The organism is Acidobacteriota bacterium, from assembly GCA_016700075.1.
In the GTDB taxonomy this organism is placed as follows: domain Bacteria; phylum Acidobacteriota; class Blastocatellia; order Pyrinomonadales; family Pyrinomonadaceae; genus OLB17.
The window spans coordinates 2,620,682-2,644,554 of the sequence record CP065000.1; the positions used below are offsets into that span (position 1 = coordinate 2,620,682).

Sequence of the window (23,873 nt, forward strand, 5' to 3'; positions counted from 1 at the left end):
AAGGCCGTTACGATAACTTTAGCCGCGAAGCTGCGTTAATTGCTTCGCGGCTTTTTCGTTGTCACAAACGCCATCGCGGCGGTGTTCTTAATTATTACGCGTTCCAAAGGAGGAATTTCGGATGAGAAAAAAATTGCGTCATATCGCCTCGACCATCGCTTTGCCCGCGATCATAGTCATCGGCAAGTACGTGATCGTGATCTAGCTTTTAATCGAACTGCTTTCGGAATTCGGCGAAATCCTCTTTCAGTGCAGCGAGTTCGTCGCGGAGAGCGGCGATCTCGCCCTCGAGTTTTGATATTCGGTCGCCGGCCAGGCTGACCGAAGCCGGTGTTGCGGCCGCGATGGCCTGAATTTCCTCAACGTCCAATTCACCCGAAAGCAGATGTGCGTAACGCGGCTCTTTGCGGCCGGGCAAATGATCGAGCTTGACGACGAGCGGCTCGTCGCGGTTGATCAGGCCTTCGAGAGCCGTGTGAACCTCGCCGAGGTCGGCGAATTCATACATTCTGCCGGTGCGTTCACGCAGTTCCCCGACGGTCTGCGGCCCGCGGAGCATCATCACGGTCATTATCGCCGTCCCGCCCTCGTCCAGTTCATAATAGCTCGGCAGCATGTGCTTGTATTTCGGCACGCGGCTCGTGCTGCCGTGAAAAACGTAAACCAGATTGCGGTCTCGCAGATTCTGTATCGCTCGAGCGACCGTCGGCTCATCGAGCGACATTACCGGCTCGCGGTTGTTCTTCTGATTGCAGGCGTTGACCAGAGCGTTCATCGTCAGCGGATAATACTCCGGCGTGGTCAATTGTTTTTCGACGAGTGCTCCGACGATGCGGGCTTCTATTTCTGTTAATGGTTCAGGCATCTGTTAGATCAGACTATTTGTATTCTACAATTTAGGCGATGGAAATTCTGGTCGCAAGGACGCCGGACGTTATAGCCGCCGCGCACGAACGCCTGGCCGCGTCGCCCGCACTCGGCTGCGACACCGAAACGTCGGGCCTGAACCCAAGTCACGGCAAGCTGTATTCGATCCAATTTTCCGACGGCGACCTCGGCGTACTGATACCGCTGAGCGAGGGCGTCGAGATGGGGCCATTCATCGATGTGCTCACGGATGAGAGCGTCATTAAGATATTTCACAACGCTCGATTCGATCTGGATTTTCTTTCCGCATCAGGGCACGCCGTTCACGGCGTCTTCGATACGATGATCGCCGAAAAGGTTCTCACCCGCGGTGCGAACCAATCAGCGTCGCTCGCCGATACGCTCTATCGCTATTTTGCCGTCGATCTGGACAAGACGCAGCGTGCTAAATTCACGCGCAATTGGAACGGCGTCTGGACCGATGCACTTGTCGATTACGCTCTGTCGGATGTGTTCCACCTGCCGCGGCTGATGAAAGAGCAGAAAGACTGGCTGGAAAAACTCGGCCTCACCGAAGAATTCACGAAACAACAAGAAAAGCTCGGCGTGTCAGTAGCCCGCACGTAAGTAAGGGCTCAATACACCACTTTTCCTCACTAAAGTTCGATCGCGAACGCAATACCAAGTTGCAAAGACCCGCGCGTCAGCAAGGGCGATCGCGAAAGTCCGGAACCATCGAAAGACTGAAAGCATTATCCGGCTGCCGGTCTTAGGATCAGCCGACGCTCCGGATATCGCCCTAACTCACGTTCGGGCTGCTGACACAATATCACCACCTGTGATACGCAGGATGGCCTTCCTTGACCGCGACGAACGTCCCGCGGCACGTATCGCAGACCTTGCCGCCCGCGATCAGCTCAGCCTCGACGGTCGCACGGTCCTCCGATGATTCCACGACACGTGCTTTCAGCGTTATCGGCCCGTCAACGGGCGTCGGCCGCAGCAGCTTAACGTGAAAATCCGCCGTTACGGTACACGGTGCACTGGTCTCGCCGCGTTGCTTCATGATGTGATACGCCGCCGCCCAATTCGAGTGGCAATCCAGAAGAGCACCGATGATGCCGCCGTTCAAAATGCCCGGAAATGCCTGATGGTGCGGCTCGGCGTGCCACGTCGCGACGAGTTCGTCGCCCTCTGCAAAGCTGCGTATCCTCAGTCCTTTCTCATTCGCCGGCCCGCAGCCGAAGCAGATGCCCGCAGGCGAATACGTCTCCTGTATCGACCTTTTTTCGTCCATAATTCGGCAGTCTAGCACAACACGGCTACGACGCCGTATTGTGCTTCCCATGCTCGTCCGTCTTTATCGGGAAGAGCAGCGACGCGACGATCGACGCGGCGATGGTGGTTAAGATAAAGCCCAGCGACCATGTAACGGGGAATTTGCCGCCGAATGCGTCGTTCAGCCACACCATCTTTAGCCCGACGAATATCAGAACCACCGCGAGCCCGTATTTCAGCAGATGAAACTTACTTACCGCACCAGCGAGCATGAAATACATCGACCGCAAACCCAAGATAGCAAAAATGTTGGACGTAAAGACGATCATCGGCTCCGCTGTGATGGCAAAGATAGCAGGCACAGAATCCACCGCAAAGATGATGTCCGTCATCTCCAGAAAAAGCAGTGCGATAAAGAGCGGCGTTGCGGCCCAACGGCCGTGTTCGCGTACGAAAAAGCTCTTGCCGTGTAGCTTTGCCGTGACGGGCATAAAGCGTTTGAAAAGCCGTATCGCAAAGTTCTTTTCGGGGTCGATCTCCTTTTCCGCGCCGAACATCATCTTCAGCCCTGTCAGGATCAGAAAGCCGCCGAAAAGATAAATGACCCAGTGAAACTGCATCAGCCACGAACCTGCACCGATAAATATCGCACGGAAAACGAGCGCGCCGATGATGCCGTAAAACAGCACGCGGTGCTGATATTTCGCCGGTATCGCGAAATACGCAAAGACGATGACAAAGACGAAGATATTATCGACCGAGAGCGATTTTTCGACGATGTAGCCGGTCAGAAATTCCAGCGAGACATTCCATGCGGCAACGTCCGGCACAAAGCCCGGCATCGCGAGCAGCCGCTCGTCCTGCGGAAATTTCCAGAGTGCGTATTGATAGAGAAGGTAGTTGAAAATGAGCGCCAGCGTCACCCAGACGGCGCTCCAGATGCTGGCTTCTTTGATCGAGACCTCGTGTTCTTTCCGGTGAAAAACACCCAGATCGAGCGCCAGCATCAGCAGTACAAAACCGGTGAACGCAAGATAGAACCACCAATATTCGGCTAAAGGAAAAAGACTCATACGTGAACTCAACTCATCAAGATCACGTCCGCACGCAAAAAGACCTCACGCGGACATGTGTTATGTCGCGCAAGGTCTTGATACTTCGCCTAAAGGCCGGAGCATTGCTGCACGTATTGACGACCTGAAGGACCGCTCGAGGGCTATCTACTCCCCTTGCCAAATTGTCAAAGACGGAGTTTAGGCAATCGTGAAATTGTTGTCAAGATACATTTGCAGCTTGAAACCGGCGGGCAAGCTGTCGTAGATTTTACCGACATCTTCGTTTGCACCTGAACGTATGCTTACACTTCTTGCGGTCGTTTTTCTGTGCTGGCTCGTTTTCGGCTATTTCGGCTACGGCCGATGGGTCGCGAAACAATTTCAACTTGACGACACACGCGAAACGCCTGCCAACAAGGTGAACGACGGCGAGGATTTCGTGCCGATCTCGCCGTTCTATCTTTTCGGCCAGCATTTTTCCGCCATAGCCGCCGCCGGCCCGATCGCGGGGCCGATCATCGCGTGTCTGGCGTGGGGCTGGCTGCCGTCGCTGCTCTGGATCGCACTGGGCGTCGTGCTGATCGGTGCTGTGCATGATTTTTCGGCGTTGACGTCGTCCGTCCGTCACGGCGCGTGTTCCATCGCTGAAGTAACACGGCAAAAGCTCGGCGGAGCTGCCGGACGTGCGATGATGGGCTTTATCTGGCTGGCGCTGGTGTATGTGATCGTGGCGTTCACGGACATCACTGCGGGAACCTTCGTCGCAGGCGACGACGCACTCTCGGGCGAGACGCGTTTCGATCCCGGCGGTGCCGTGGCGATGGCGAGCATTTTGTATCTCGGGCTTTCGGTCATTCTCGGCTTGGTCGAACGCTTTCTCAAACCGCCTCTCTGGCTCGCGACCGTCATCTTCGTTCCTGCGACGTTCGCTCTCGCCTACGTCGGGACGATGTATTCGCACGTTTTTGCGTTCGGACATCAGACGTGGGCTTTCGTCATATTGGTCTATTGCATCGCGGCATCGCTTGTGCCCGTTTGGGCTTTGCTGCAGCCCCGCGGTTATCTCGGCGGTTTCGTGCTGTATACGGCGATCGCGGTCGGCGTCATCGGGATCTTCTTTGGCGGCTATACGATACAGCAGCCTGCCTTCAAAACGTGGGACGCCGGCGGGCTGACCGGTATGCTGTTCCCGTTCCTTTTCGTCACCATCGCGTGCGGAGCGTGTTCGGGCTTTCACGGGCTGGTCTGCTCGGGCACGACGTCGAAACAGCTCGACAAGGAATCGCACGCCCGTCCCATCGGCTACGGAGCGATGCTGGCGGAAGGCTTCGTCGCGTTCATGGCCATCGTCGTCGTGATGATCGCTGGCAACGACATGCTCTACGGGCCGGACGGTAAGGCATTCGCCGCGGGCAAGATCTACGGAAACGGCATCGGCGAATTTCTGACGCTGATCATCGGCAAGGAAAATCTGCAGTTCGCGATCACGTTCGGTGCGATGGCGTTCTCGACGTTCGTCTTTGACACGCTGGACGTCGCGATGAGGCTCGGCCGATATCTCGTGCAGGAACTCATCGGCATTCCCGGCCGCGTGGGCGCGGTCATCGGTACGATCGCGACGGTCGCTCTGCCGTTCTTTCTCATCTTTTACGCAAAACCGGGCTCTTGGGTCGAATTTTGGACGCTTTTCGGTGCGTCAAATCAGCTTCTTGCCGCGTTAACCCTTCTTTCTATAACGGTTTGGCTCTACAGGGCACGCCGCCGCATCGCGTTCACTCTGCTGCCGATGCTGTTCGTTCTGACGATAACGCTTTGGGCGCTCGGAAGCCTCGTCATCGGCAATTTTCAGGCGTCGCAGGGCTTTGATATCAAGCTGGTCAACGGCATCGCGTCACTCGCATTGATAGCGTTGGCGGTGTTCTTGGTGATAACGGGCTTGCTGAAACTACGCGGCGAACGCGGTGATGCTGCCGAAGCAGAGGCGTTTTGACCGGCTTATTTTCGTCTTACGGGAACTTCTTCGAGCGTACGTGTCGTGTGGTCGGTCACGCTCGCGATCGGGTGATCGATGAATTCGGCGGTATTTGCGGGCTCCAGCTGCTGGTGCGTCGCGGCGGGAAGCCGTCCTTGTTTTCTTTCGCTCAGTTTGGCGTCAACCAGCTTTGGCACCTGTGACAACAGCGTGAAGCTGATCCCGAATATTGCCCCAAGGTAGGCGATGACAACGATCGCGACCAACTGCGGCATGACATTCTTGTCCAGCATCACCGCGACCAGTCCGACCAAAATGCCGAGCCCGAAAAGCACGATCAAAAAGACCGTCGTCAGAATGCCGTCCAGCATTTTGCCGGGCTTTCCTTCCTTGTCATTGTCGTCCTCGACGCCGAGCCTGAAACCGCAGCTGTTGCAGTATTTTAGCCCTTCGGCAAGACGATTTCCGCAGTTCGAACAAAAGATCATGGATTATTCAGGCTCGACGGGCTGATCTTGTCCTCCAGCCAATTCGTCATGTTCTCGACCGACTCGATGTGAACGGGCCTTCCGCGATAGGCTTTCACGGCAAAGACCGTCAGCATTATCGACGTAACCAGCACGAAGATGAAATTGCCCAGGTCGGCAATGTCCGTAACATTTCCCAGAATGCCGAGTATGGTCGTTACGATCAGCACGCCGACGTGTGCGGCCAAGCCTTGGGCAGCGTGAAAACGTACCTTGGTTTCGGTCTTCGGCGTGATGAAAAGTATCACTACGCCTGCGATCAAGCCGATATACCACGGAATATATGGAGCCGCGACCAACAGATTCTCCGGCAGGCCGAGCTTTTCAACCTTGCGCGAAATGGCCTGATTTATTGCAGCCAGATCCGATTGAGCGGCAGCCAGCGGCGAAGCCGCGACGTTCTGCTGAAACTGCGGCGGCTGCTGATACTGGGGCTGCTGATAGTGCCGAAACTGTTGCGGAGCCTGCATTTGCGGTTGCGGTTCGAGTATCAGCGTCGGCTGAGCCTCTACAGCTGCCGCCATATCAACCTGGCTCGTGCCCGCGTAGCCGTCGCGAAATACCTTCGTCGGGCCGCCTTCAGCAGCAGCGGTCTTTACTTTCTCCGGAAATTCCGGATCGAGCGGATTTGTGTCGTACTTTGTAGCCATTGTCAGAAACGCCTGCGTCAGCGGACGGCATTTTACACTTCAGCTATTTTACGTCAGATATGTCGCCAATGTTCGAAAAACCTTTAACGCAATACCGCGTGATCGGTCGGGCGATCAAGGTCATTCGCGGATGATGTCGATCCCGAGCTCGTCGAGCTGTGCCTCGTCAACGTCGCCGGGCGCGTCCATCATCAGGTCCTGTGCCGATGCGGTTTTAGGGAACGCCATCACGTCGCGGATATTTTCGGTTCCGCACAATATCATGCACGTGCGTTCGATGCCCGCGGCAAAACCGCCGTGCGGCGGAGTGCCGTATTCCAAAGCGTCCAGGAAAAACCCGAAACGCTCGCGTGCTTTTTCGGGCGTCAGTCCCAACGCCTTAAAGTTCAGCGCCTGAATTTCCTTCTGGTGGATACGGATCGAGCCGCCGGCACATTCGTAGCCGTTGATGACGGCGTCGTAGGCTTTGGCCCGGACATTGCCCAGCAGATGATGCTGCGATGGATCATTCACCGCGGTTTTGAACATCTCAAGGTCCTCGTCCATCGGCGAGGTAAATGGGTGATGCGCCGCGATGTAGGCGTCCGATTCTTCGTCGTGTTCGAACATCGGAAACTCCGTTACGATCAGGCACTCATACCGGCTGCGGTCGATCAGATCTTCGCGGCGGGCGACCTCGTTCCGCAGTGCTCCCAAAGCCGCCGCGACTACGCTCTTCTTTCCTGCGACGATCAAAACGGCATCACCTTTCTCAGCTCCCGCCGCCGCAATGAGCTGCTTGATCTTCTCTTCGCCGAGTACTTTCAGCAGCGACGAAGTTACTTCGTCGCCGACCTTGATCCACGCCATCGCCCCTGCGCCGTAGCGTTTTACAAAGTCCTGCAGCTCGTCGGTCTGCTTTCGCGAATAGTCAGCACGGCCCTTAACGACGATGCATTTGATCTCGCCCTGGGACCGCAGGCTGCCAGCCTGCACGTTTTGCGGCCTTAAAATTTCGGCGAACGGTGCGAAATCCGTTTCCCGCAGATCGTCGCTCAGATCGATCAGCTCCATTCCGAAACGCAGGTCGGGCTTGTCTGAGCCGTAACGCCGCATCGCCTCGGCATAGGTTATCCGAGGCCATTCCGCGGGCAGCTCGATACCGCCGACCTTTCGCATGACGTGGTTGAACATGCCCTCGATCTCGCGATAGACCTGTTCGCGATTCACAAAGGACATCTCCATATCGAGCTGCGTGAATTCCGGCTGGCGGTCCGCTCGCAGGTCCTCGTCGCGAAAACATCGGGCGATCTGAAAATACTTGTCAAAACCCGCGATCATCGTGATCTGTTTCAAAATTTGCGGCGACTGCGGCAGAGCGAAGAATTTGCCCGTGTGAATGCGCGACGGCACGATGAAATCGCGGGCGCCTTCGGGCGTGGATTTCAACAAAATAGGCGTCTCAATTTCGATGAAGCCGCGGCCGTCAAAGTATTCGCGTATGGCCGCGACGGCCTTTGCACGCGTGCGTATGTTGTGCTGCAGAGCGGGCCGACGCAGGTCCAGATATCGATATTTCAGCCGCGTATATTCGTCCGCGAGGTTTTCACTTCCCGCGACCTCAAGCTGAAACGGCGGCACGGCCGCGTCGTTCAAAACCAGCAATTCCGCGACCTTTACTTCGATCTCGCCCGTCGAGAGCTTGGCGTTCCTTGCACCTTCGTCACGCCGGACGACCTCGCCTTTCACAGCGATGACGAACTCGCCGCGGATATTCTTTGCCTTTGCGTGTGCCTCAGCGGCGGTCTCTTCGCTCACGACGACCTGCGTCACTCCGTCGCGGTCGCGAAGGTCTATGAACGTGAACACGCCGAAATCACGCTTTTTCGCGACCCAGCCCATCAGGACGACGTGCGTCCCGACGGACTCTGCCCGCAATTCTCCGCACGTATGCGTGCGCTCCAAATTTCCCAAAACATCCAACATAAAGTACGATCCTGCCCGCGAATGGAACGGATCAAACAAATAGGAAGTCAGTTTTCAACTGCTTCATTGTCGTTGCGCCGTTTCCGAACGAGCCTTTCATATTTCAGTTTAGGATATTGGCCGAAATTTATCAGAATCCCGAGGTCGAGTTCGCACGCATGCAGATAATTCAGCGTCTGTGCCCGATGAGCGTCAGTCAATTGCGAAACTGCCTTTAGCTCTACCACGATCTTGTCAAAGCAAATGAAATCGGGAACAAAACATTGTTCCATTTCGATGCCTTGGTACACCATCGGAATTCGAGGCTGTTCAACGAACGGGATCTTTTGAAGCCGAAATTCGTGTCGCAGGCATTCCTGATAAATAGGTTCGGTGAAGCCGAAACCCTTTTGGTTATAGACCTCAAAACACGCGCCAACTATCCGGTAACTTTCATCTCTGAAAAGCAGCTCCGACATTACCTATTAGCTCTATTTGTTCTATTCGCGGGCAAAAAGACGCTTCGTCAGAACGTCCACGGAAGCGTGATCATATAGATAATGCCGCCGGCGAGCAGCACGCCGCCAGCGATCAGCATTTTCCAGCGGACGTCTGTTTTGAAAACCAGAGCTATGCCGAGAAAGAACATGCTAACCGCGAATATCACCGTTGCCAGCTCAAAACTGTCGCCTGTCTTGTTCGCTGCTTGGCCTTCCTGAAATGTCTTTTGCGACTTCTCGACCAATTCTGCAGATTTCGCAAACATCTCTTTTTGATAGTTTGCGTCGCCTACCAGGTCCACTTCGCTGGCCTTGTCCAATATCTCGCCCTTCAGGGCCTCGGTCTGTTCCTCGTCGGCCGCAGGGTCGTCGGTTTCTACAGGTTCTTTCTTGGCTTCCGGCGGCAGCCCCATCGCCTTATAGCCCGCGTCGCTGAGCTGCCGCGTGTAAAGATAGGTCGCTATCTCGAACGAGCTCTTTGCAGCGGACGGATTCGAACCTTCCAGATTCAGCCCGTCCTGTATCAATTTATAGGCGGTGATATCGATCTGCGCGTCCTTCGCCATCTCGATGATGGCCCGGCTGTGTTCGCTTGCGGCGGTCGTCGCCTCAGTGTTCGCTTTGCTGTATGCCTCGGCCTGTATGCCGCCCCAGAGGCCTGACTGAAAGCTGGCAAGGGCCGTAAAAATAGCCGCTATGCCCAAGAACAAAGCGGCGTAAAATTCAAACTTATCCGTACCTGTCGAATTATCTTCGCTCATAGTCATCTGATTTCCTTTTTAGTTTTCTATGTTCTAACGGAAGTAAATGTGAGCGAAATAATAGAGTATCGGGGCGTTCAAAAGCAAGCTGTCGAGGCGGTCCAAAATGCCGCCGTGGCCGGGCAGGATATTCGCCGCGTCCTTTGCACCGGAGCCGCGTTTCATCGCACTCTCGGCGAGGTCGCCGAGCACGCCGACGACAGCCATAACAACGGCGAGCGGAATGGAGTATTGGTAGGGAAGTTCGGGAAAGAAAAGCAGCGTACAGAGTGCCGCGATGCCGGCCGCCGCGGCAATGCCGCCGACCAGGCCTTCGATGGTCTTGCCGGGCGAAATGGCAGGTGCAAGTTTGTGTTTGCCAAAGCCGCGGCCCGCGAAATACGCGCCTGCGTCGGAGCCGAATATAACGGCGAAAAAGAACACTAAAAGCTTTGTAGAAAGCCCTTGATAGTTCTCAAAACCGACCCGCGTAGCTATCAAAAAACCGCCGAGAAATGCGATATAGACAACGCCGGTTATCGTAACGCCCAAGCCGATGAGCAGTTTCGAAAAATCCTTCTGAAATCGGAACGTCTCCGCGACGATCACGACGATCACAGACAACGCCAAAGTCATCAGCAGCAGTTCCGGGGCTTTCGCCGGGGTGTCAAAGATGAACGCCGTTATCAAGGCAGCCGCACCGAGATACGCCATTCCTGCGTCCGCTTTCAGCTCAAGCTTTTTCGTGAGTGAGAAAAATTCAAACAGCCCCGCACTGATCGCCAGAACCGCCAGTACGACGAATATCCAAACCGTTTCCGGCACCCAGAGCGGCAGAATTATCGAGCCGATCAATATGGGCAGGGCGACGGCGGCAGTGATCAGGCGTGTTTTCATACAAGAAATGTGACAAGCGTTTTTGGGACGGCAAAGGGAGAACCACTTGCGTCAGCAAGTGGCTCACGGCCGTATATTATCGTGTTCTTCGGGCTTTTCCATTCCTCTTCAACCAAAGGTCAAAATCATTGAGATCCGGCCCTTGGCAGTACTTTACGTAATGACATGCGTTTTCCAGTGAGTTCGCATTCCACAGTACGCGCTGACTGCCGCGGTCTGCCCAAGGGCTAGCCTTTTCCTGCCAAAGTCCTTCAGCCCTAAGTTTCCGCGTGGCATAGGCCTTAAAAGCGTTCAGAACCTTTGAATGATCCCGATCAGAAGTTGAGACCACCACATGAACGTGATTGGTCCGTACGTTCAGCACCCGCAAGGTCCAGTTCCTGTGATCGCAGACTTCACGAACGGCCAGATTGACGGCCGATCTCTGTGCTGCATCCAATTTCACGGGCGGCATCCGCAATAGCCTTTTGCGATATGCCTTCAGTCCATCATTCCTTGGCAATTTCGGTGACGCATAAATATTGTTGTTCCGGTCCACCGAGCCTCTCTCATCGCCGTGAAGCCAGGTTCCGTAGGTTCTAAACGTGATTAGAAACCCATAAGGCAACTTGTTCTCTTCCCAATCCGGATATGTTGGCATTGCGCTCGTTGTTGCCGGTTTCGTTGCTACTCACTTGGGCGAAGTATTCTGTAGGCCACCTCTCCCATTGCTTTCGGCCACTTGCTCACGCAAGTGGTTCTCCCATTGCTTTCGGCCACTTGCTCACGCAAGTGGTTCCCCCTATGGCTCTCCCTTAGCGTCTGCCTTCAGGCCGCCGTAGCGGCGGTCGCGTTTTTGATATTCCAGCAGTGCCTCAAACATCTGCGGCCTTCGGAAATCGGGAAACAGCGTCGGCGTGACGACTATCTCGGCGTAGGCGATCTGCCAGAGCAGAAAATTGGAGATACGCATTTCGCCGCTCGTGCGTATCAGCAGATCGACATCCGGCAGCGAATGCGTGTAGAGATTTCGTTCGATGTCCTCTTCGGTCAGATGATCGATGACGTCGTTGCGGCGTTCGATATCGGCAAAGGCAAGACGTGCCGCACGCACGATCTCGGCACGGCCGCCGTAGTTCAGCGCCACGCTCAGAACGGTGCCCGTATTCTCACACGTCTTATCCGTCGCCCACGCGATCTCTTTCTGCACGTCGGGGGCGAGGCCGTGGATGTCGCCGATGGCCTGAAAGCGGATGTTGTTGTCGTTCACTTCCTTCATTTCGCTGCGGATGTAGTGTTTCAGCATCGACATCAGCCCCGAAACCTCGGCTTTCGGCCGTTTCCAGTTCTCGGTCGAGAACGCGTATAGCGTAACTGCCTCGATGCGGAGCCGAGCGCAAGTGTCGAGTATCGAGCGGACCGATTCGGCACCCTCGCGATGGCCGAAGATACGCGGCCGGCCGCGCATTTTCGCCCAGCGGCCGTTACCGTCCATTATGACGGCGATGTGCCGCGGCAGGCGCGTTTCATCCAACTGCGCAAGCATTTCAGCCTCGGCAGAATTCGGTTCTATAACGCCCGCAAAATTCTCTCTCATCGCTCTCGGATCTCTTGCGAAACGACGGCGTCCACGTTTATCGGCCCGTAAATATGCGGATATATCTCGTTACCGGTCGAAGGCTCGTTGACGACGCGCGACATCAGCCTGTCGCTGTCGAGCTCCAGAATGACCAGGCTCTCCGCATTACTGTAATACCGTTCTATCACTCCGTCCAACTGCTCGCGAAAGCTGCAGTGGATGAAACCCTCGGTTTCGAGGCTTGCCGCCTTGTATATCTCTGCGTTCAGGTTTTCCCAAACGTCCGGCAGAACGATGTGATATATCAGCATCCGGTAAACCTCAATATTCCACCCGCAGCAGCGTTAGCCCCTGTGCGGGAGCAGTTTTCCCGGCCAAGCTTCTGTCTCCTGTAATTATCGCCTTCTGAATTGTATCACCATCGGTTTCGCCTCGCCCGACGCCGAGCAGCGTGCCCATTATCGACCGCACCATATAACGCAAAAAGCCGGTCGCCGAGATGCGAAATTCGATGATAGTCGCCTGAGCACGGTCGTCCCAACGCGAATGTACGGTGAACTCCGTTATAGTTCGGACACGCGTATCGGCGTCTGAACGCGCCGATGAGAAGGCCGTCCAGTCATGTTCGCCCAGAAAAAGCCGTGCTGCGTCCGTCATTCGTGCGACGTCGAGCGGCTTTGGCTCGTGTGCTGCGTATCGTCGCCAAAAAGGCGACATCACCGGTGCATTGACCACGCGGTAGAGGTACGTCTTTCCTTTCGCCGAAAACCGAGCGTGAAAATCGTCCGCCGCAGCCTCGCATTTCATCACGCGTATGTCACGCCACAGATTACCGTTGATCGCGGCACGCAGTTTTTCGGGCGTGAATTTCCCGTCCGGCAGATGCACGTTAGCGACCTGGCCCTCGGCATGAACACCGGCATCCGTGCGTCCCGAGCCTGTCACGGAAACCTCGCCGCCGGCCAGCATCCCGATCACACGCTCCAGCTCACCCTGTATCGTGCGGTCGTTCTCCTGCACCTGCCAGCCGTGAAAATCCGTGCCGTCGTATTGTAAGAGCAGTCTAAAATTCACTTGGGTCCGTCAGAACCGCCTGCATCAGCGGGCGGCATGAACGTACCATTTTTGCACGCCTAGAGGCGGTTGCGCCAATTCACGCGCATTCTTGGTGAAGATAGAAGGGATCCTGCGAAATGCGCCAAAAACGCGAAAGGCCGAACATCGTCTTTCGTATGTTTCGCGTGTTTCGCGGGCAAGCTCAACGTGCCGCAATAGCCGCGGCGAAACGTGCCGGTGCTTCGGCGTTCATTCGCAGATAGAGCGACGGTTCGATCAGTTCGAGCTCCATCAATGCGAATTGGCCCTCAGCGTCGAGCACGAGATCGACACGAGCGTAAAGCAGATCTTCGTCGATATGTTCCAGCACGTTAGCTGCGGCCGCACGCATCGTGTCGTCGGCGTCGATCTCGGTGATGATGCCGCCGTGTTCTTCCTGCACTCGAAAATCGGCGGGCTTCGGCCGTTTGACGATCGCGTGGCTGTATTCACCGTTGAAATAAAAGAGCGAATATTCGCCCTCGTCGAGTATTGACGAAACAAAAGGCTGAACGAGAAATTCGCGTTCCCCAAATATGGAAGCAAGCGATGCATCAAACTCACGCAACCTGTAAGTATATGCCGCAGTTGCACTTATGGTCGGCTTTATGATCACCTCGTCCGTTGCAAGCTCATCGAGCCAGTGTGCGAAGGACGCGAAATCGTAACTTTGATGCCACAGCGTCGGTACGATACGAACACCTTTATCCGAGAGGTCGCGAAGATATGTTTTGTCCAGATTCCAGCGGACGATCTTGAGCGAATTGTGCAGCGTGGTTTGGCTTTCGATGTCTTCGAGTGCGGCGAGAAATTCCTGCGGATATTTTTGATAATCCCACGGCGTGCGGATGATGACGGCGTCAAATGCTCTCCACGCCACTGCCGTTTGCCGCCACGAAAGAATGTCGGTCCGTATGCTGAGTTCAGCTAGATGCGGCACGGCGAGGTCGTCGTCCGAGACGTAGCCCGCGAGGTCGTCCATCGAGAGAAAGCAAATGCGGCGGGTCATTTTGCGGCGGTGCGGCTGCCGGGCTTTGTTGCCTCGATCCCGGCGGCGCACATCGGGCATTCGTCGGCGTCATAGCCCGGAACTTTCAGGCTGACCAGTGAAACGAAAGGCACGCCGACGTCCGCGGTTCCGTTCGAGCGGTCTATTATCGCGGCCGCTGCGACAGCTTGTCCGCCTGCGGCTTCAAGAGCTGCGATGCACTCGCGGGTCGAGCCGCCCGTCGTGATAACGTCCTCGACGACCAAGACGCGCTCGCCTTCAGCCAGCGTAAACCCGCGGCGCAGCGTCATCTCGCCGTTCTGGCGTTCTGTCCAGATAAAGCGTTTTCCAAGCGCTAACGCCGTCGCAAAACCTATCACCAACCCGCCGATCGCCGGTGAGGCGACCGTGTCGATATCGCTTGCGTCAAAATGTTTCGCTATCTCGCGGCCGAAATGTGCCGCGTCCTCGGGTTCCTGCAGTGCCAGTGCGCACTGCAGATATTTCGGGCTGTGGAGCCCGCTCGACAAAACAAAATGCCCGTCGAGCAACGCCCCTTTTTCCATAAAATGCCGCAATATCAATTCGTCCATTTTGCTTTCCGCGCCGCCTCGTAAATTAAATTTCGGGGCGAACTTTGCTACACTTTCTCACGTGCCACCGTATCCTAACCTAATTTCAGAATCATTGCTAATCAGCGAAACCGTAACGCTGCTGCGCTCGTTCGGCGGGCGTGCGTCGGCGGTCAGCGTGGTCGATTTCGTGATGAAGATACGGCGGCCTGACCCGCAGCTTGCGATCTCGCTCGCCGAGGAACTCATATCAGCCGATCCGCGATTGCAATTGAACGGCGAATACGTCGAGCTGATCTCGGACGGCAGCGAGGAACGCGAACTCGCCGAAACGGAATTCGTGGTTTTCGACCTGGAAACGACCGGCTCGAAAACTCCGCCGTCGCGCATCACGGAGATCGGAGCTTATAAAGTGCAGGGCGGCGAGGTCATCGACAAATTTCACACGCTGGTGAATCCGGAAATGCACATTCCTGAGTTCATCACGCGGCTGACACGCATCAGCGATGATATGGTCCGCGACGCCCCGCTTTTCGCAGAGGTCGTTGACGATTTTCTTCTGTTCATCGGCGACGCCGTGCTGGTCGCACACAATTCCGGTTTTGATATGCGGTTCCTCAATTACGAGATCGGCCGCGTTTTCGCAGGGCATCGCCTACGGAATCCGTCGCTTTGCACGGTGCAGCTCTCGCGGCGTCTGATCACGGACATTCCCAATCATAAGCTGAAAACCGTCGCCGAATATTACTGCCTCGATCTGGTCGATCATCACAGGGCTGCGGCCGACGCTTACGCGACGGCACACATTTTTATCGACCTTGTTTCGCGTCTGCACGACCAAGGCATCAGCAACGTCGCCGCCGCATGCGACTACGCATCACGCAAGAATTTCTATGCACGAAGAGCACGCTCCAACAGCCTCGAATAAGCAGGGCCTCGATATTCGTTCGACACCGCGGGAGGAAATGGACCTTTTCCCGCTCGATACGTTCGAATACGAATATCCCGGCCGCGAAATATTGATCGATTTTGAGATGCCGGAATTTACGGCGATCTGCCCGTTCTCTGATTTCCCCGATTTCGGCACCATCCGCATCAGATATGTGCCGGACAAGCTCTGCGTGGAACTAAAGAGCCTGAAACTCTACATCAACTCATTCCGTGATGTGAAGATCTTTCACGAACACGTCGTAAATCTGATACTTGAGGATTTCGTCGCGGCGTGCGATCCCGTGCGTGCCGAGGTCATCGGCGACTACAATGTGCGCGGAAATATCAAGACGGTAGTTACGGCAAATTACGAAAGGAAGGATCAGTGATTGCCTGCGGCGATATGCCGGGAGCCGTTCGAGATCGACCTGCTGCAGGCACGGTCAACAAGGCCGACGACCTCGGTTTCGACAGCGTCGGGCTTTTTGGCATTGATATTCGCTATCTCGGTCACGACCAGGACCTTTGCCCTTTCAAGCATACTCTGCTCGCGGAACGATAACGATTTTTCACGGCTCAGCAATGCGAGCTTTTTGAATACGTCCGCAGCCGCGAAAATATCGCCGGATTGCAGTTTCCCGGTGAATTCGCGGATGCGTACCTTCCAATCGCGGCTGGCCGGTTCGATGCTGTCAGCGAGAGCGCCCATCAGGCGTTTACATTGCGAGCGGTTTATCAGCGGACGCAGGCCGACGCTGTTCACGTTTTCGGCAGGAATGAAGATCAGCGAATCATCCTTTAGGACACGCAGTGTAAAAACACTGCATTCGCAGCCGCCGACCTCGCGGAGTTCTTTCCGTTCGACAAGGCAAACGCCTTGATTCGGGTATGCGACCTTTTGTCCGATGGTTAGCTGCATCGCCTTTTCATCCGCCCATATGGCGCCGACGTGGAAGCTGCCAACCCATTGAGGGCGGCGCCGAATTCAAACCAAGATCTCAACGAGCTGATCTGTAGGAATAGAATAAGTATAGCGCAATTAGTTTCAATTGGGGAAGAAAAAAAGAAGACGAGGAGACGAGGAGGTGATTTGCGATGCGGTCTTAGCGGCCACTGCGTTACAAATGCTCTAAGCCGGGAGTTCGATCGAGAACGTCGAACCGTGGCCAAGTTTTGAGGCGAGCGTCACTTCGCCGCCGTGCAGCCTCGCCAGGTGCTTTACGATCGAAAGGCCAAGGCCTGTGCCGCCGACATCGCTCGTACGCGCACGGTCAGCGCGGTAGAATCGCTCGAAGATACGCTGTGCGTGTTCGGGCAACACGCCTTCGCCGGTGTCGGTGACAGAAATAATGTCGCGGCCGTTCTCGATGCGGTGCGATAGGGTAACGGTGCCGCCTTCGCGGTTGAATTTGATGGCGTTGTCGATCAGGTTTACGAGCATCTGCTCGAGCCTGATCGGATCCGCAAAAACCGACACGTCCGATGAAACTTCGTTCTTCATCTCGACCTTTCTTTCCGCAGCCCTGTTGGCAAGCGAATTCATCACATCCTGAGCCTCGATCGCCAACTTCACCTCGCGAATGTCCATCGTCACATTGCCCGATTCGATCATCGACAGCTCCGAAATGTCCGATATCAGGCTACGCATACGCTCGGCATTGCGGCGGATGACGCTAAGGAAGCGTGTGCAGTTCTCACGGTCTTCGATGCCGCCGTTCTCCAGCGTTTCGACAAATGCGAGTATCGAGGTGAGCGGCGTGCGAAGTTCGTGCGAGATGTTCGAGAGGAATTCCTGCCTAATGTTTTCCAGACGGTCGATCTGCGTTGTTTCGTAGAAAAAACCTATCGCGCATGCCTGGCCGTTGATGTCGATCGGAGCGACGTGTATGTCGAAATTCCGTTTTTCCATCGCCGCAAGCTCAAGACGAACATCGCTCGAAACCTGCGTCGTTATCGCCTTTCGAAAAGCCTCGTGCAGGTCGAGGTCGCGTATCACCTCGCTCAGGCGGCGGTTTTCCAGTTCCAAGCCGGCACGTGCGAACGTGACGGCCGCGGGAATGTTGCAGTGTGAGATGCGCATGTTGCGGTCAACCACCAGCACGCATTCGCGGGCGGCGTCGAGCAGCCGCTGCAAGATGATCGGCGTGTCCGCCTGCGTGGCGGTACGCGGTGGGAATGATGTTGAGATCAGTTCGTTCATTTCGTACCGATAAATCTGTAGCCGACACCGACGACCGTTTCGATACAGTTGCCGCAATCGCCCAGCTTTTGCCGCAAACGGCGAATGTGGACGTCTAGCGTTCGTGTGTCGCCGAAATAGCTGTAGCCCCAGACGTTGTCCAGCAGCTGCTGACGCGATGCGACGCGGCCCGAATTTTGGATCAGATGCTCGAGCAGAGCGAATTCCTTGCGCGTCAGCTTCACGCTTTCGCCCGTGCACATGACCCGCATGTCGGCGAAATCGATATGCATCATGCCGTCGTCGTAGGTCGGTGAAGTTTCGCTTTCCGACCGCCGCAGGACGGCACGCACGCGTGCGATCACCTCTTTGATCGAGAAGGGCTTTACAACGTAATCGTCGGCTCCCGATTCCAGCCCGAGTATCTTGTCGCCCTCTGCCGCTTTCGCCGTGATCATGATGATCGGGGTCTTTTCGGTCTGCGTCTCGCGACGCAGGCGGCGGCATAGCTCCATCCCGGTCATTCCCGGCAGCATCAGGTCGAGCAAAACGAGAGCCGGCGGCTGCTTTTCATCCAGGGCGAGACGCAGGCCTTTTTCGCCCGATTCGGCGATCACAGGCCGAAAGCCCTCGCGTCTGAGGTTGTAATGCAAACTTTCGGCGATGTCCGCATCGTCCTCAACGATCAGAATGGTCTGCTGCATATGTTCTTAACTATTACTGAAACCTTAGCCCTCGTTGGCTAAAGAGTATGTCGCAGCACTTAATTGGATATTAACGAAATGTTACGCGGAGGTTAAATCTTAATACTTTGGTTTAGGAAAGCGATGTGCGGGAATGCAGTATTTCGCGAAATTCTGCCGCTGCGGGTTCAGTCCCGAGGCCGATGAACGCTGCCGACGGCCTAATTGCATCGCCGAGCGGCCCTGAGATATTCACGCCCGTATCGGCAACGAGCTCGTACATTTCGGACGTCTCGTGATCCTGCACGTGAATATCTCGCAGCCTCGCCGCCAGCACCGCCGGAGCTTCGTCGTTTCTCGCCGCCGCCCAAACAAGGTGATGCGGCGTTACGGCGATGGACGTGATAACCGTTTCAGTGCTCGAGCGAAAAAAGCCTTTCTTTTCCTTGGTCGAAACGGTCTCGAAACAGTGTTCGGCCGCGGCTTCGACATCGTCAAGGCCGTGTTTTTCAGCGTATTTCCTGATCGCGGCAGCGGCATCTCCCGTAAATTCCGCAAACGCGCAGCGGCGTGTTGTTCTGATGTATTCGGACATATCGCCTAATATTCTAGCCGAAATGTCCTAAATTTCACGTCAGGCAATCCTAAGGGCACGCCGCTTCAGTTATCGGCCTTTTATCGTCTCGTTTCTATCAGGTTCGCCAACCCGCTTCATCAGACCGTCATCGTAAACCCGCCGTCAGGTGTGAGTGTGGTGCCGGTAATGTAACTTGCTTCGTCTGAACATAGGAACAAGATCGCGGCCGCGATCTCTTCCGGTTTGCCGACGCGTCGGACGTGAACCTGCGGCACCATCGCATTGTCGAAGATCTCGTCACCGATGATGCCGCGGATACGATGATGCATCGGCGTATCGACAAAGCCGGGGCAGACGATGTTGACCCTGATGCCGTGAGGCGTAAGCTCGGCTGACGCGCTTGTCGTCAAGCCGACCTGTCCGTGCTTTGACGCGACATACGCAGCTCCTCCGCCAAAACCGAGAAAGGAGTTCACAGATCCGACATTGACGATCGCTCCGCCGTGTCCGCCATCGAGCATGGCCCGAGCCTCGTATCGCAGGCAAAGGTAATTCCCCTTAAGGTTAATGTCGAGAACCTTGTCCCAGTCGTCCTCCTCGAGATCGACAATGTTCGCGATCTGTCCTTCGATGCCGGCGTTATTTACAGCGTAGTCGAGCCGCCCAAACGTCGCGATAGCGTGAGCCACCATCTGCTCGGCGTCCTGCGCATTCGACACGTCCGTCTGAATAGCGGTCGCTTTCCCGCCAGCGGCTTCGATCTCGCCCACAAGCGAATCAAGTTCCTCTTGCCGTCTCGCAGCAAGGACAACGCTCGCCCCCTTTACAGCAAACGCAAGGGCCGTCGCCCTACCGATACCGCTACTCGCTCCTGTGATCAAAGCAACCTTTTCATTCACTATCTTTTAGTCTCCTTAATTCCATGCCGGCCGTAGCAGATCCGCTTTCAATTCTGTCGTGGCAATGCCTCAGACTATTCCGGGATCCCGACTCGTTTGACCAATTCCTTAAATCGCGGGTCGTCTCGCACGAAGTCCAAAGTTTTATCGACCTTGAGGTCGGTCAACTTGTCACGCTCGTCATATGCTTTGTTCAGATATTCGATAGTCTTATCTTTGTCTTTGCCCCAAGCGTATGCGATGGCATAATCCATCGCTTTAACATATCCATTGGGGTCTTTTGCCTGTTTGGCATTCAGCTCTTCGAGGCGTATTTCCTGACTCATCCGCTGGAATCCATCCCATCCGCCTTTTTCGTAGGCTTCTTTCAATTTCGCAATATTTTCAGGTTTGAAATCTTTATTCGCTTTCGCAGCAAGTAAGAATTCTTCGACAGCCGGGTCATATTTGCCTTGAGCGGCATAAAGACGACCCGCAAAACGATGAAAGCGTGCTTCATTGGGAACTAGCTCATTAAACTTTTTGTTGTGTAAAAGTGCCTCGTCAAAGCGTTCGGCACGTGCCAGAACAATCACCATCCATACATTGATAGGATTCGAAAACGGGTCGAGTTCCACGGCTTTCGTTATCTCTCTGAGGGCTTCGTCATTCCTATTACTGGCGGACAATAGCTCGGCATACCATTGATGAGCCGTCGCCCAGTTCGGATCGAGTTCGATCGCCCGTTTGAATGATCTTTCCGCTCCTGCAAAATCGTATTCATATTCATAAATGACTTTTGCCAGTGATGTGTGGGCTTCCGCCAGGTTCGGGTCAAGTTCAAGAGCCTTGAGTGCCGCTTGCTTGGCTTGGGGACGATATTCTTTCGGTCTAAAATCGCCAAAGAATGGAAACAAATGATAGGTATCGGCTAATCCGCTGTAAGCAAGGGCATAGTTCGGGTCTTTTTCGATGGCTTGTTTGAAAAACACGATCGCCTTTTCAAATTCAGGTATTTGCAGCTTGTTCCAATGAAAACGACCTTGCAGATAAAGCTGATAGGCTTCGTTGTTGTCGGTGTAATTCTTCGCCAGTTTCTGCTCGCTTTCACCAGATAGTTTCAGTTGCAGTTTGCCCACGATCTCGGTGACGATCTCGCGTTGGGTGGTCAATAATTCCGAGAGTTTCCGTTCATACTGCTCGCCCCACAGCGACTTGTTGGTGCGGGCATCCACGAGCTCGACCGTGATGTTCAGATTGTCGCCCCGCTTGGTAAGGCGTCCGGTCATCACCGCATCCACGCCAAGTTCGGCGGCGATCTTGGCAACATCGGTCTCCTTCCCCTTGTAACGCATCACCGAACTCGTCGGCGAAACCCGCAAATCAGGGATCTGCGTCAGCCGAAAGATAACCGATTCCGCCAAACCGTCAGACAAATAATCCGTGTCGGCATCGGAATTCCGATTCTCAAACGGCATCACGGCAATGGAATTGATGGCCGCCGATCCGCCAATGCCGAAATATCGATAACCAAAGAACCCACCTACTAACACCAGAACAGCAACAACTAAAGCCGCCAGCGGCTTCGCCGCCCTATTTGCGGAGAAGCTCTGCTTCTCCGAAAGGTCGCCCATAGACTCCCGAGGCTCCACCTCCGCTCCACGCGGAAAGACGGCTGTCTGTTCGGTGGTGTGAATCTGAGCACGAGTCGGAGCTTCGCCGGGAGCGGCGGTTGAGTGCAAGATCGCGGTTTGCGGTTCATCGGTCGGGAACCCAGTCGCTACCGCTCCCGGTTCTGACCTCGCCGGGCCGTAGAGCAACTCCGTTCCGTCATCAAGACAGAACATCATCGTGTTGTCATACTGTCGTCTGCATTGCGGGCATTGTTTCATAAGATCCTATTCTGCTGCCTCGTTTATTTTCTTAACCCGCTGATCAGGACGACGTCTTTGGTCGTGGATCCGCGGGAGAAGAGGGTTGGCTTGCCGTCGCGGGAGAGGTCGAACCACGCGATCTGATCGGTCGTGAAATTGGTCAATTGTTTTGGTGCTCCACCGTCGATCGGCATACTCCAGATATTCGAGACGCCGTCGCGGGTGACGATGTACGCGAGCGACCGGCCATCGGACAGCCAATGAAGTTGCTGAGGATCGCCTGCGGGCGTCTCGACAGTCTTGAAGCCCGGGGGGAGGTCGAGCAGCTTTGTCGGCGGACCGCCTTCAAAAGGAATTATGCCTATTCGAAATTCCGAGTCCGCCCGCTCACGGTATATCCCGGCGATCGACTTGCCGTCGGGCGCGACCACACCCTGGCTGAACAAGTGATCAGTGAGCCGCACAGGGGCACCGCCATCGATCGACACTTTCCAGAGTCGGCGCTCCCCGGGCTCATCTATCACGTTATAGATAACCCAGAGCCCATCAGGTGATACGTCGGGAAAGAATCCTCTATCAGTCAACTGTTTTGGGTTGGCGCCGTCGATATCGATCCGCCAGATCTCAAAAGTTTGGGATCTCGAACGTGATCCGTACACGATGTACCGCCCATCAGGCGAGACAGAAGGAAACAATCCGTAGCCCTGGGTCAACTGCCGGGGATTGCCGCCTTCTTCGTTCATTATCCAGATATGTGGAGTGAGGCCGCTGGTTGTCGTGTAAACGATCTTGCCGTCGGGCGTCCAATCTAGGCCTGTCCGGCCCTCATATTTTGCGGAGCCGAGCGTCAGCTGCTTGGCGCGGCCCGCGTCGCCATCCGGTGCCGACCAGATGTTGAAAACACGGTCTTCCTGAACTACCACGATCGAGCCGGAATCAGCCGTCATACTGATACCGTGATAAGAAAGCAGGTCGTTGGTGATCTTACGGACTTTGCCGGAAGGATATGAGATCTGGTATACCTGGGCCATATTAGAGCCCATCTCGAAATTATTTGCGATCACACCGCTGCCGTCCGCAAGCCAAGCGACCTGTCCGCAGTCGGCCCATCTCGAAGACCCGATCGGCTTTATCGATCCGTCTTCGACCCGTATTTCAAGTATTCTCTGGTAACGGTCGGCGCCGTCGACGGCAACGGCGGAACTAGCTATCACCTTTCCATCCGGCGACCACCCGGGGCCGCTGGTCTTGAACGACTCTGGCCGCTTAAGCGTCGCCAACGGCTGATCTCCGGTACCATCGGCATTCGCAATGAACATTGTGCTCTCGCCCGGCTGATTGCGAACGAAGGCGATCCGTTTGCCGTCAGGTGAGAATGTGACTGCGCTGCTGACATTGGAATTTAGTTTTTTTGGTTCGCCGCCCAGAACGGGAACTCGATAGAGCGTGCGGTTCTCCTCACCAACGTCTTGCCTAGGGAAATAGATGTAGCCGCCGTCAGGCGAGAATGTCATTCGTCCGTATTCCACCTCCGCGGGGGGAATGATTTGCACGTTACTCCCCGTGCCTATATGCCTTACCCACAGGCTCTCCTGGCCGGCATCTTCCTTCACATGCACGACATACTTGCCGTCGGGGGATATCGCTGCATCCCCCGCCTTGCCGGTATCGGTGAGCTTTGTGATCTTCATCGACTCGAATGACAGCGCCGCCGTTTCCTTTTTGAACGCAAATTTGTAGATCGCGAAACCGATCCCGGCGACAACGATGACAGCAAGCACAGCCAAAAGCGGCTTTGCCGCCCTATTTGCCGAGAGGTTCCGCTGTTCCGAAGGCCCACCCAGAGATTCCCGAGGCTCTGCCTCCGCTCCTGTGCTTAGAACGGCTGTCTGCTCGGTAGTATGGATATGCGCACGAGTCGGAGCTTCGCCGGGAGCGGCAGTCGAGTGCAAGATAGCGGTTTGCGGTTCGTCGCCGGGGAACCCAGTCGCTATCGCTCCCGGTTCTGACCTCGCCGGGCCCTCGAGCAGCGCATTGCCGTCATCGAGGCAATACAGCAGAGTGTCGTCGTAATAATCTCGCCTACATTCAGGGCATCGTTTCATAAGC

Annotated in this window: 26 protein-coding genes; 4 read left to right on the forward strand and 22 right to left on the reverse strand. The window is 55.4% G+C overall.

The window, feature by feature from the left end; genetic code table 11:
- Nucleotides 1–208 precede the first annotated feature (208 nt).
- A complete protein-coding gene (locus IPM50_11795) occupies nt 209–865 on the reverse strand; it encodes a YceH family protein (protein ID QQS32337.1) in 657 nt (218 codons plus the stop codon).
- A gap of 38 nt (nt 866–903) precedes the next feature.
- On the opposite strand from IPM50_11795, the gene IPM50_11800 reads away from it, so the two are divergent.
- Nucleotides 904–1,494 (forward strand): hypothetical protein, encoded by a 591-nt coding sequence (locus tag IPM50_11800; protein QQS32338.1) that lies wholly within the window; start codon nt 904–906, stop codon nt 1,492–1,494.
- A gap of 202 nt (nt 1,495–1,696) precedes the next feature.
- Here the strand turns inward: IPM50_11800 and IPM50_11805 are convergent, their stop codons facing one another.
- Together IPM50_11805 and IPM50_11810 are read right to left on the reverse strand one after the other, a co-directional pair.
- Entirely contained in the window at nt 1,697–2,164 is a 468-nt protein-coding gene (locus IPM50_11805) for a PaaI family thioesterase (protein ID QQS32339.1), read from the reverse strand.
- A gap of 25 nt (nt 2,165–2,189) precedes the next feature.
- The gene (locus tag IPM50_11810; protein ID QQS32340.1) at nt 2,190–3,218 is read right to left on the reverse strand and encodes a TerC family protein; all 1,029 of its coding nucleotides are present in this window, start codon (nt 3,216–3,218) and stop codon (nt 2,190–2,192) included.
- Between the two features lie 280 nt (nt 3,219–3,498).
- On the opposite strand from IPM50_11810, the gene IPM50_11815 reads away from it, so the two are divergent.
- The gene (locus IPM50_11815; protein QQS32341.1) at nt 3,499–5,190 is read left to right on the forward strand and encodes a carbon starvation protein A; all 1,692 of its coding nucleotides are present in this window, start codon (nt 3,499–3,501) and stop codon (nt 5,188–5,190) included.
- 5 nt (nt 5,191–5,195) lie between these two features.
- Here the strand turns inward: IPM50_11815 and IPM50_11820 are convergent, their stop codons facing one another.
- The 12 genes from IPM50_11820 to IPM50_11875 form a co-directional block, all read right to left on the reverse strand.
- Entirely contained in the window at nt 5,196–5,660 is a 465-nt protein-coding gene (locus IPM50_11820) for a zinc ribbon domain-containing protein (protein QQS32342.1), read from the reverse strand.
- Nucleotides 5,657–6,349 (reverse strand): hypothetical protein, encoded by a 693-nt coding sequence (locus tag IPM50_11825; GenBank protein QQS32343.1) that lies wholly within the window; start codon nt 6,347–6,349, stop codon nt 5,657–5,659. The genes IPM50_11820 and IPM50_11825 overlap by 4 nt, the downstream gene beginning before the upstream one ends.
- Before the next feature lie 120 nt (nt 6,350–6,469).
- Complete coding sequence (aspS, locus tag IPM50_11830) at nt 6,470–8,314, reverse strand: aspartate--tRNA ligase (GenBank protein QQS32344.1); 1,845 nt, start codon at nt 8,312–8,314, stop codon at nt 6,470–6,472.
- Between the two features lie 47 nt (nt 8,315–8,361).
- Nucleotides 8,362–8,772, reverse strand: a complete 411-nt coding sequence (locus IPM50_11835; GenBank protein QQS32345.1) for a GxxExxY protein — start codon at nt 8,770–8,772, stop codon at nt 8,362–8,364.
- Nucleotides 8,773–8,819: 47 nt separating this feature from the next.
- Nucleotides 8,820–9,554 (reverse strand): DUF4337 family protein, encoded by a 735-nt coding sequence (locus tag IPM50_11840; protein QQS32346.1) that lies wholly within the window; start codon nt 9,552–9,554, stop codon nt 8,820–8,822.
- Between the two features lie 33 nt (nt 9,555–9,587).
- On the reverse strand, nt 9,588–10,430 hold the full coding sequence (locus tag IPM50_11845; protein QQS32347.1) for a phosphatidate cytidylyltransferase: 843 nt from the start codon (nt 10,428–10,430) through the stop codon (nt 9,588–9,590).
- Between the two features lie 76 nt (nt 10,431–10,506).
- Nucleotides 10,507–11,070: a transposase gene (locus IPM50_11850; protein ID QQS32348.1), complete on the reverse strand. Its 564-nt coding sequence runs from the start codon at nt 11,068–11,070 to the stop codon at nt 10,507–10,509.
- A gap of 141 nt (nt 11,071–11,211) precedes the next feature.
- Nucleotides 11,212–12,006, reverse strand: coding sequence for an isoprenyl transferase (locus tag IPM50_11855; protein QQS32349.1), 795 nt, complete (start codon nt 12,004–12,006; stop codon nt 11,212–11,214).
- Nucleotides 12,003–12,299, reverse strand: a complete 297-nt coding sequence (locus tag IPM50_11860) for a DUF952 domain-containing protein (protein QQS32350.1) — start codon at nt 12,297–12,299, stop codon at nt 12,003–12,005. Before IPM50_11860 ends, IPM50_11855 begins: the two co-directional genes overlap by 4 nt.
- 10 nt (nt 12,300–12,309) lie before the next feature.
- Nucleotides 12,310–13,062 (reverse strand): tRNA pseudouridine(38-40) synthase TruA, encoded by a 753-nt coding sequence (gene truA / locus IPM50_11865; GenBank protein QQS32351.1) that lies wholly within the window; start codon nt 13,060–13,062, stop codon nt 12,310–12,312.
- A gap of 184 nt (nt 13,063–13,246) precedes the next feature.
- On the reverse strand, nt 13,247–14,092 hold the full coding sequence (locus IPM50_11870) for a hypothetical protein (GenBank protein ID QQS32352.1): 846 nt from the start codon (nt 14,090–14,092) through the stop codon (nt 13,247–13,249).
- Nucleotides 14,089–14,664 carry an orotate phosphoribosyltransferase gene (locus tag IPM50_11875; protein ID QQS32353.1) on the reverse strand — a complete coding sequence of 192 codons (576 nt, stop codon included), beginning with the start codon at nt 14,662–14,664 and terminating at the stop codon, nt 14,089–14,091. The genes IPM50_11870 and IPM50_11875 overlap by 4 nt, the downstream gene beginning before the upstream one ends.
- Nucleotides 14,665–14,758: 94 nt before the next feature.
- Between IPM50_11875 and IPM50_11880 the strand changes: the two genes are divergently transcribed.
- Together IPM50_11880 and queF are read left to right on the forward strand one after the other, a co-directional pair.
- Nucleotides 14,759–15,571 carry a ribonuclease H-like domain-containing protein gene (locus IPM50_11880; GenBank protein ID QQS32354.1) on the forward strand — a complete coding sequence of 271 codons (813 nt, stop codon included), beginning with the start codon at nt 14,759–14,761 and terminating at the stop codon, nt 15,569–15,571.
- 37 nt (nt 15,572–15,608) lie between these two features.
- Nucleotides 15,609–15,962, forward strand: coding sequence for an NADPH-dependent 7-cyano-7-deazaguanine reductase QueF (gene queF / locus IPM50_11885; GenBank protein ID QQS34516.1), 354 nt, complete (start codon nt 15,609–15,611; stop codon nt 15,960–15,962).
- Here the strand turns inward: queF and IPM50_11890 are convergent.
- The 7 genes from IPM50_11890 to IPM50_11920 form a co-directional block, all read right to left on the reverse strand.
- On the reverse strand, nt 15,956–16,492 hold the full coding sequence (locus IPM50_11890; GenBank protein QQS32355.1) for a hypothetical protein: 537 nt from the start codon (nt 16,490–16,492) through the stop codon (nt 15,956–15,958). The two genes, queF and IPM50_11890, sit on opposite strands and share 7 nt — an antisense overlap.
- Nucleotides 16,493–16,702: 210 nt before the next feature.
- Nucleotides 16,703–17,773 (reverse strand): PAS domain-containing protein, encoded by a 1,071-nt coding sequence (locus IPM50_11895; GenBank protein ID QQS32356.1) that lies wholly within the window; start codon nt 17,771–17,773, stop codon nt 16,703–16,705.
- A complete protein-coding gene (locus IPM50_11900) occupies nt 17,770–18,456 on the reverse strand; it encodes a response regulator transcription factor (GenBank protein QQS32357.1) in 687 nt (228 codons plus the stop codon). The genes IPM50_11895 and IPM50_11900 overlap by 4 nt, the downstream gene beginning before the upstream one ends.
- Before the next feature lie 112 nt (nt 18,457–18,568).
- A complete protein-coding gene (locus tag IPM50_11905) occupies nt 18,569–19,030 on the reverse strand; it encodes a hypothetical protein (protein ID QQS32358.1) in 462 nt (153 codons plus the stop codon).
- Nucleotides 19,031–19,149: 119 nt separating this feature from the next.
- Complete coding sequence (locus IPM50_11910; GenBank protein ID QQS32359.1) at nt 19,150–19,911, reverse strand: SDR family oxidoreductase; 762 nt, start codon at nt 19,909–19,911, stop codon at nt 19,150–19,152.
- 74 nt (nt 19,912–19,985) lie between these two features.
- Nucleotides 19,986–21,782: a tetratricopeptide repeat protein gene (locus tag IPM50_11915; GenBank protein QQS32360.1), complete on the reverse strand. Its 1,797-nt coding sequence runs from the start codon at nt 21,780–21,782 to the stop codon at nt 19,986–19,988.
- A 23-nt stretch (nt 21,783–21,805) separates the two neighbouring features.
- The gene (locus tag IPM50_11920) at nt 21,806–23,869 is read right to left on the reverse strand and encodes a PD40 domain-containing protein (GenBank protein QQS32361.1); all 2,064 of its coding nucleotides are present in this window, start codon (nt 23,867–23,869) and stop codon (nt 21,806–21,808) included.
- Nucleotides 23,870–23,873 lie beyond the last annotated feature (4 nt).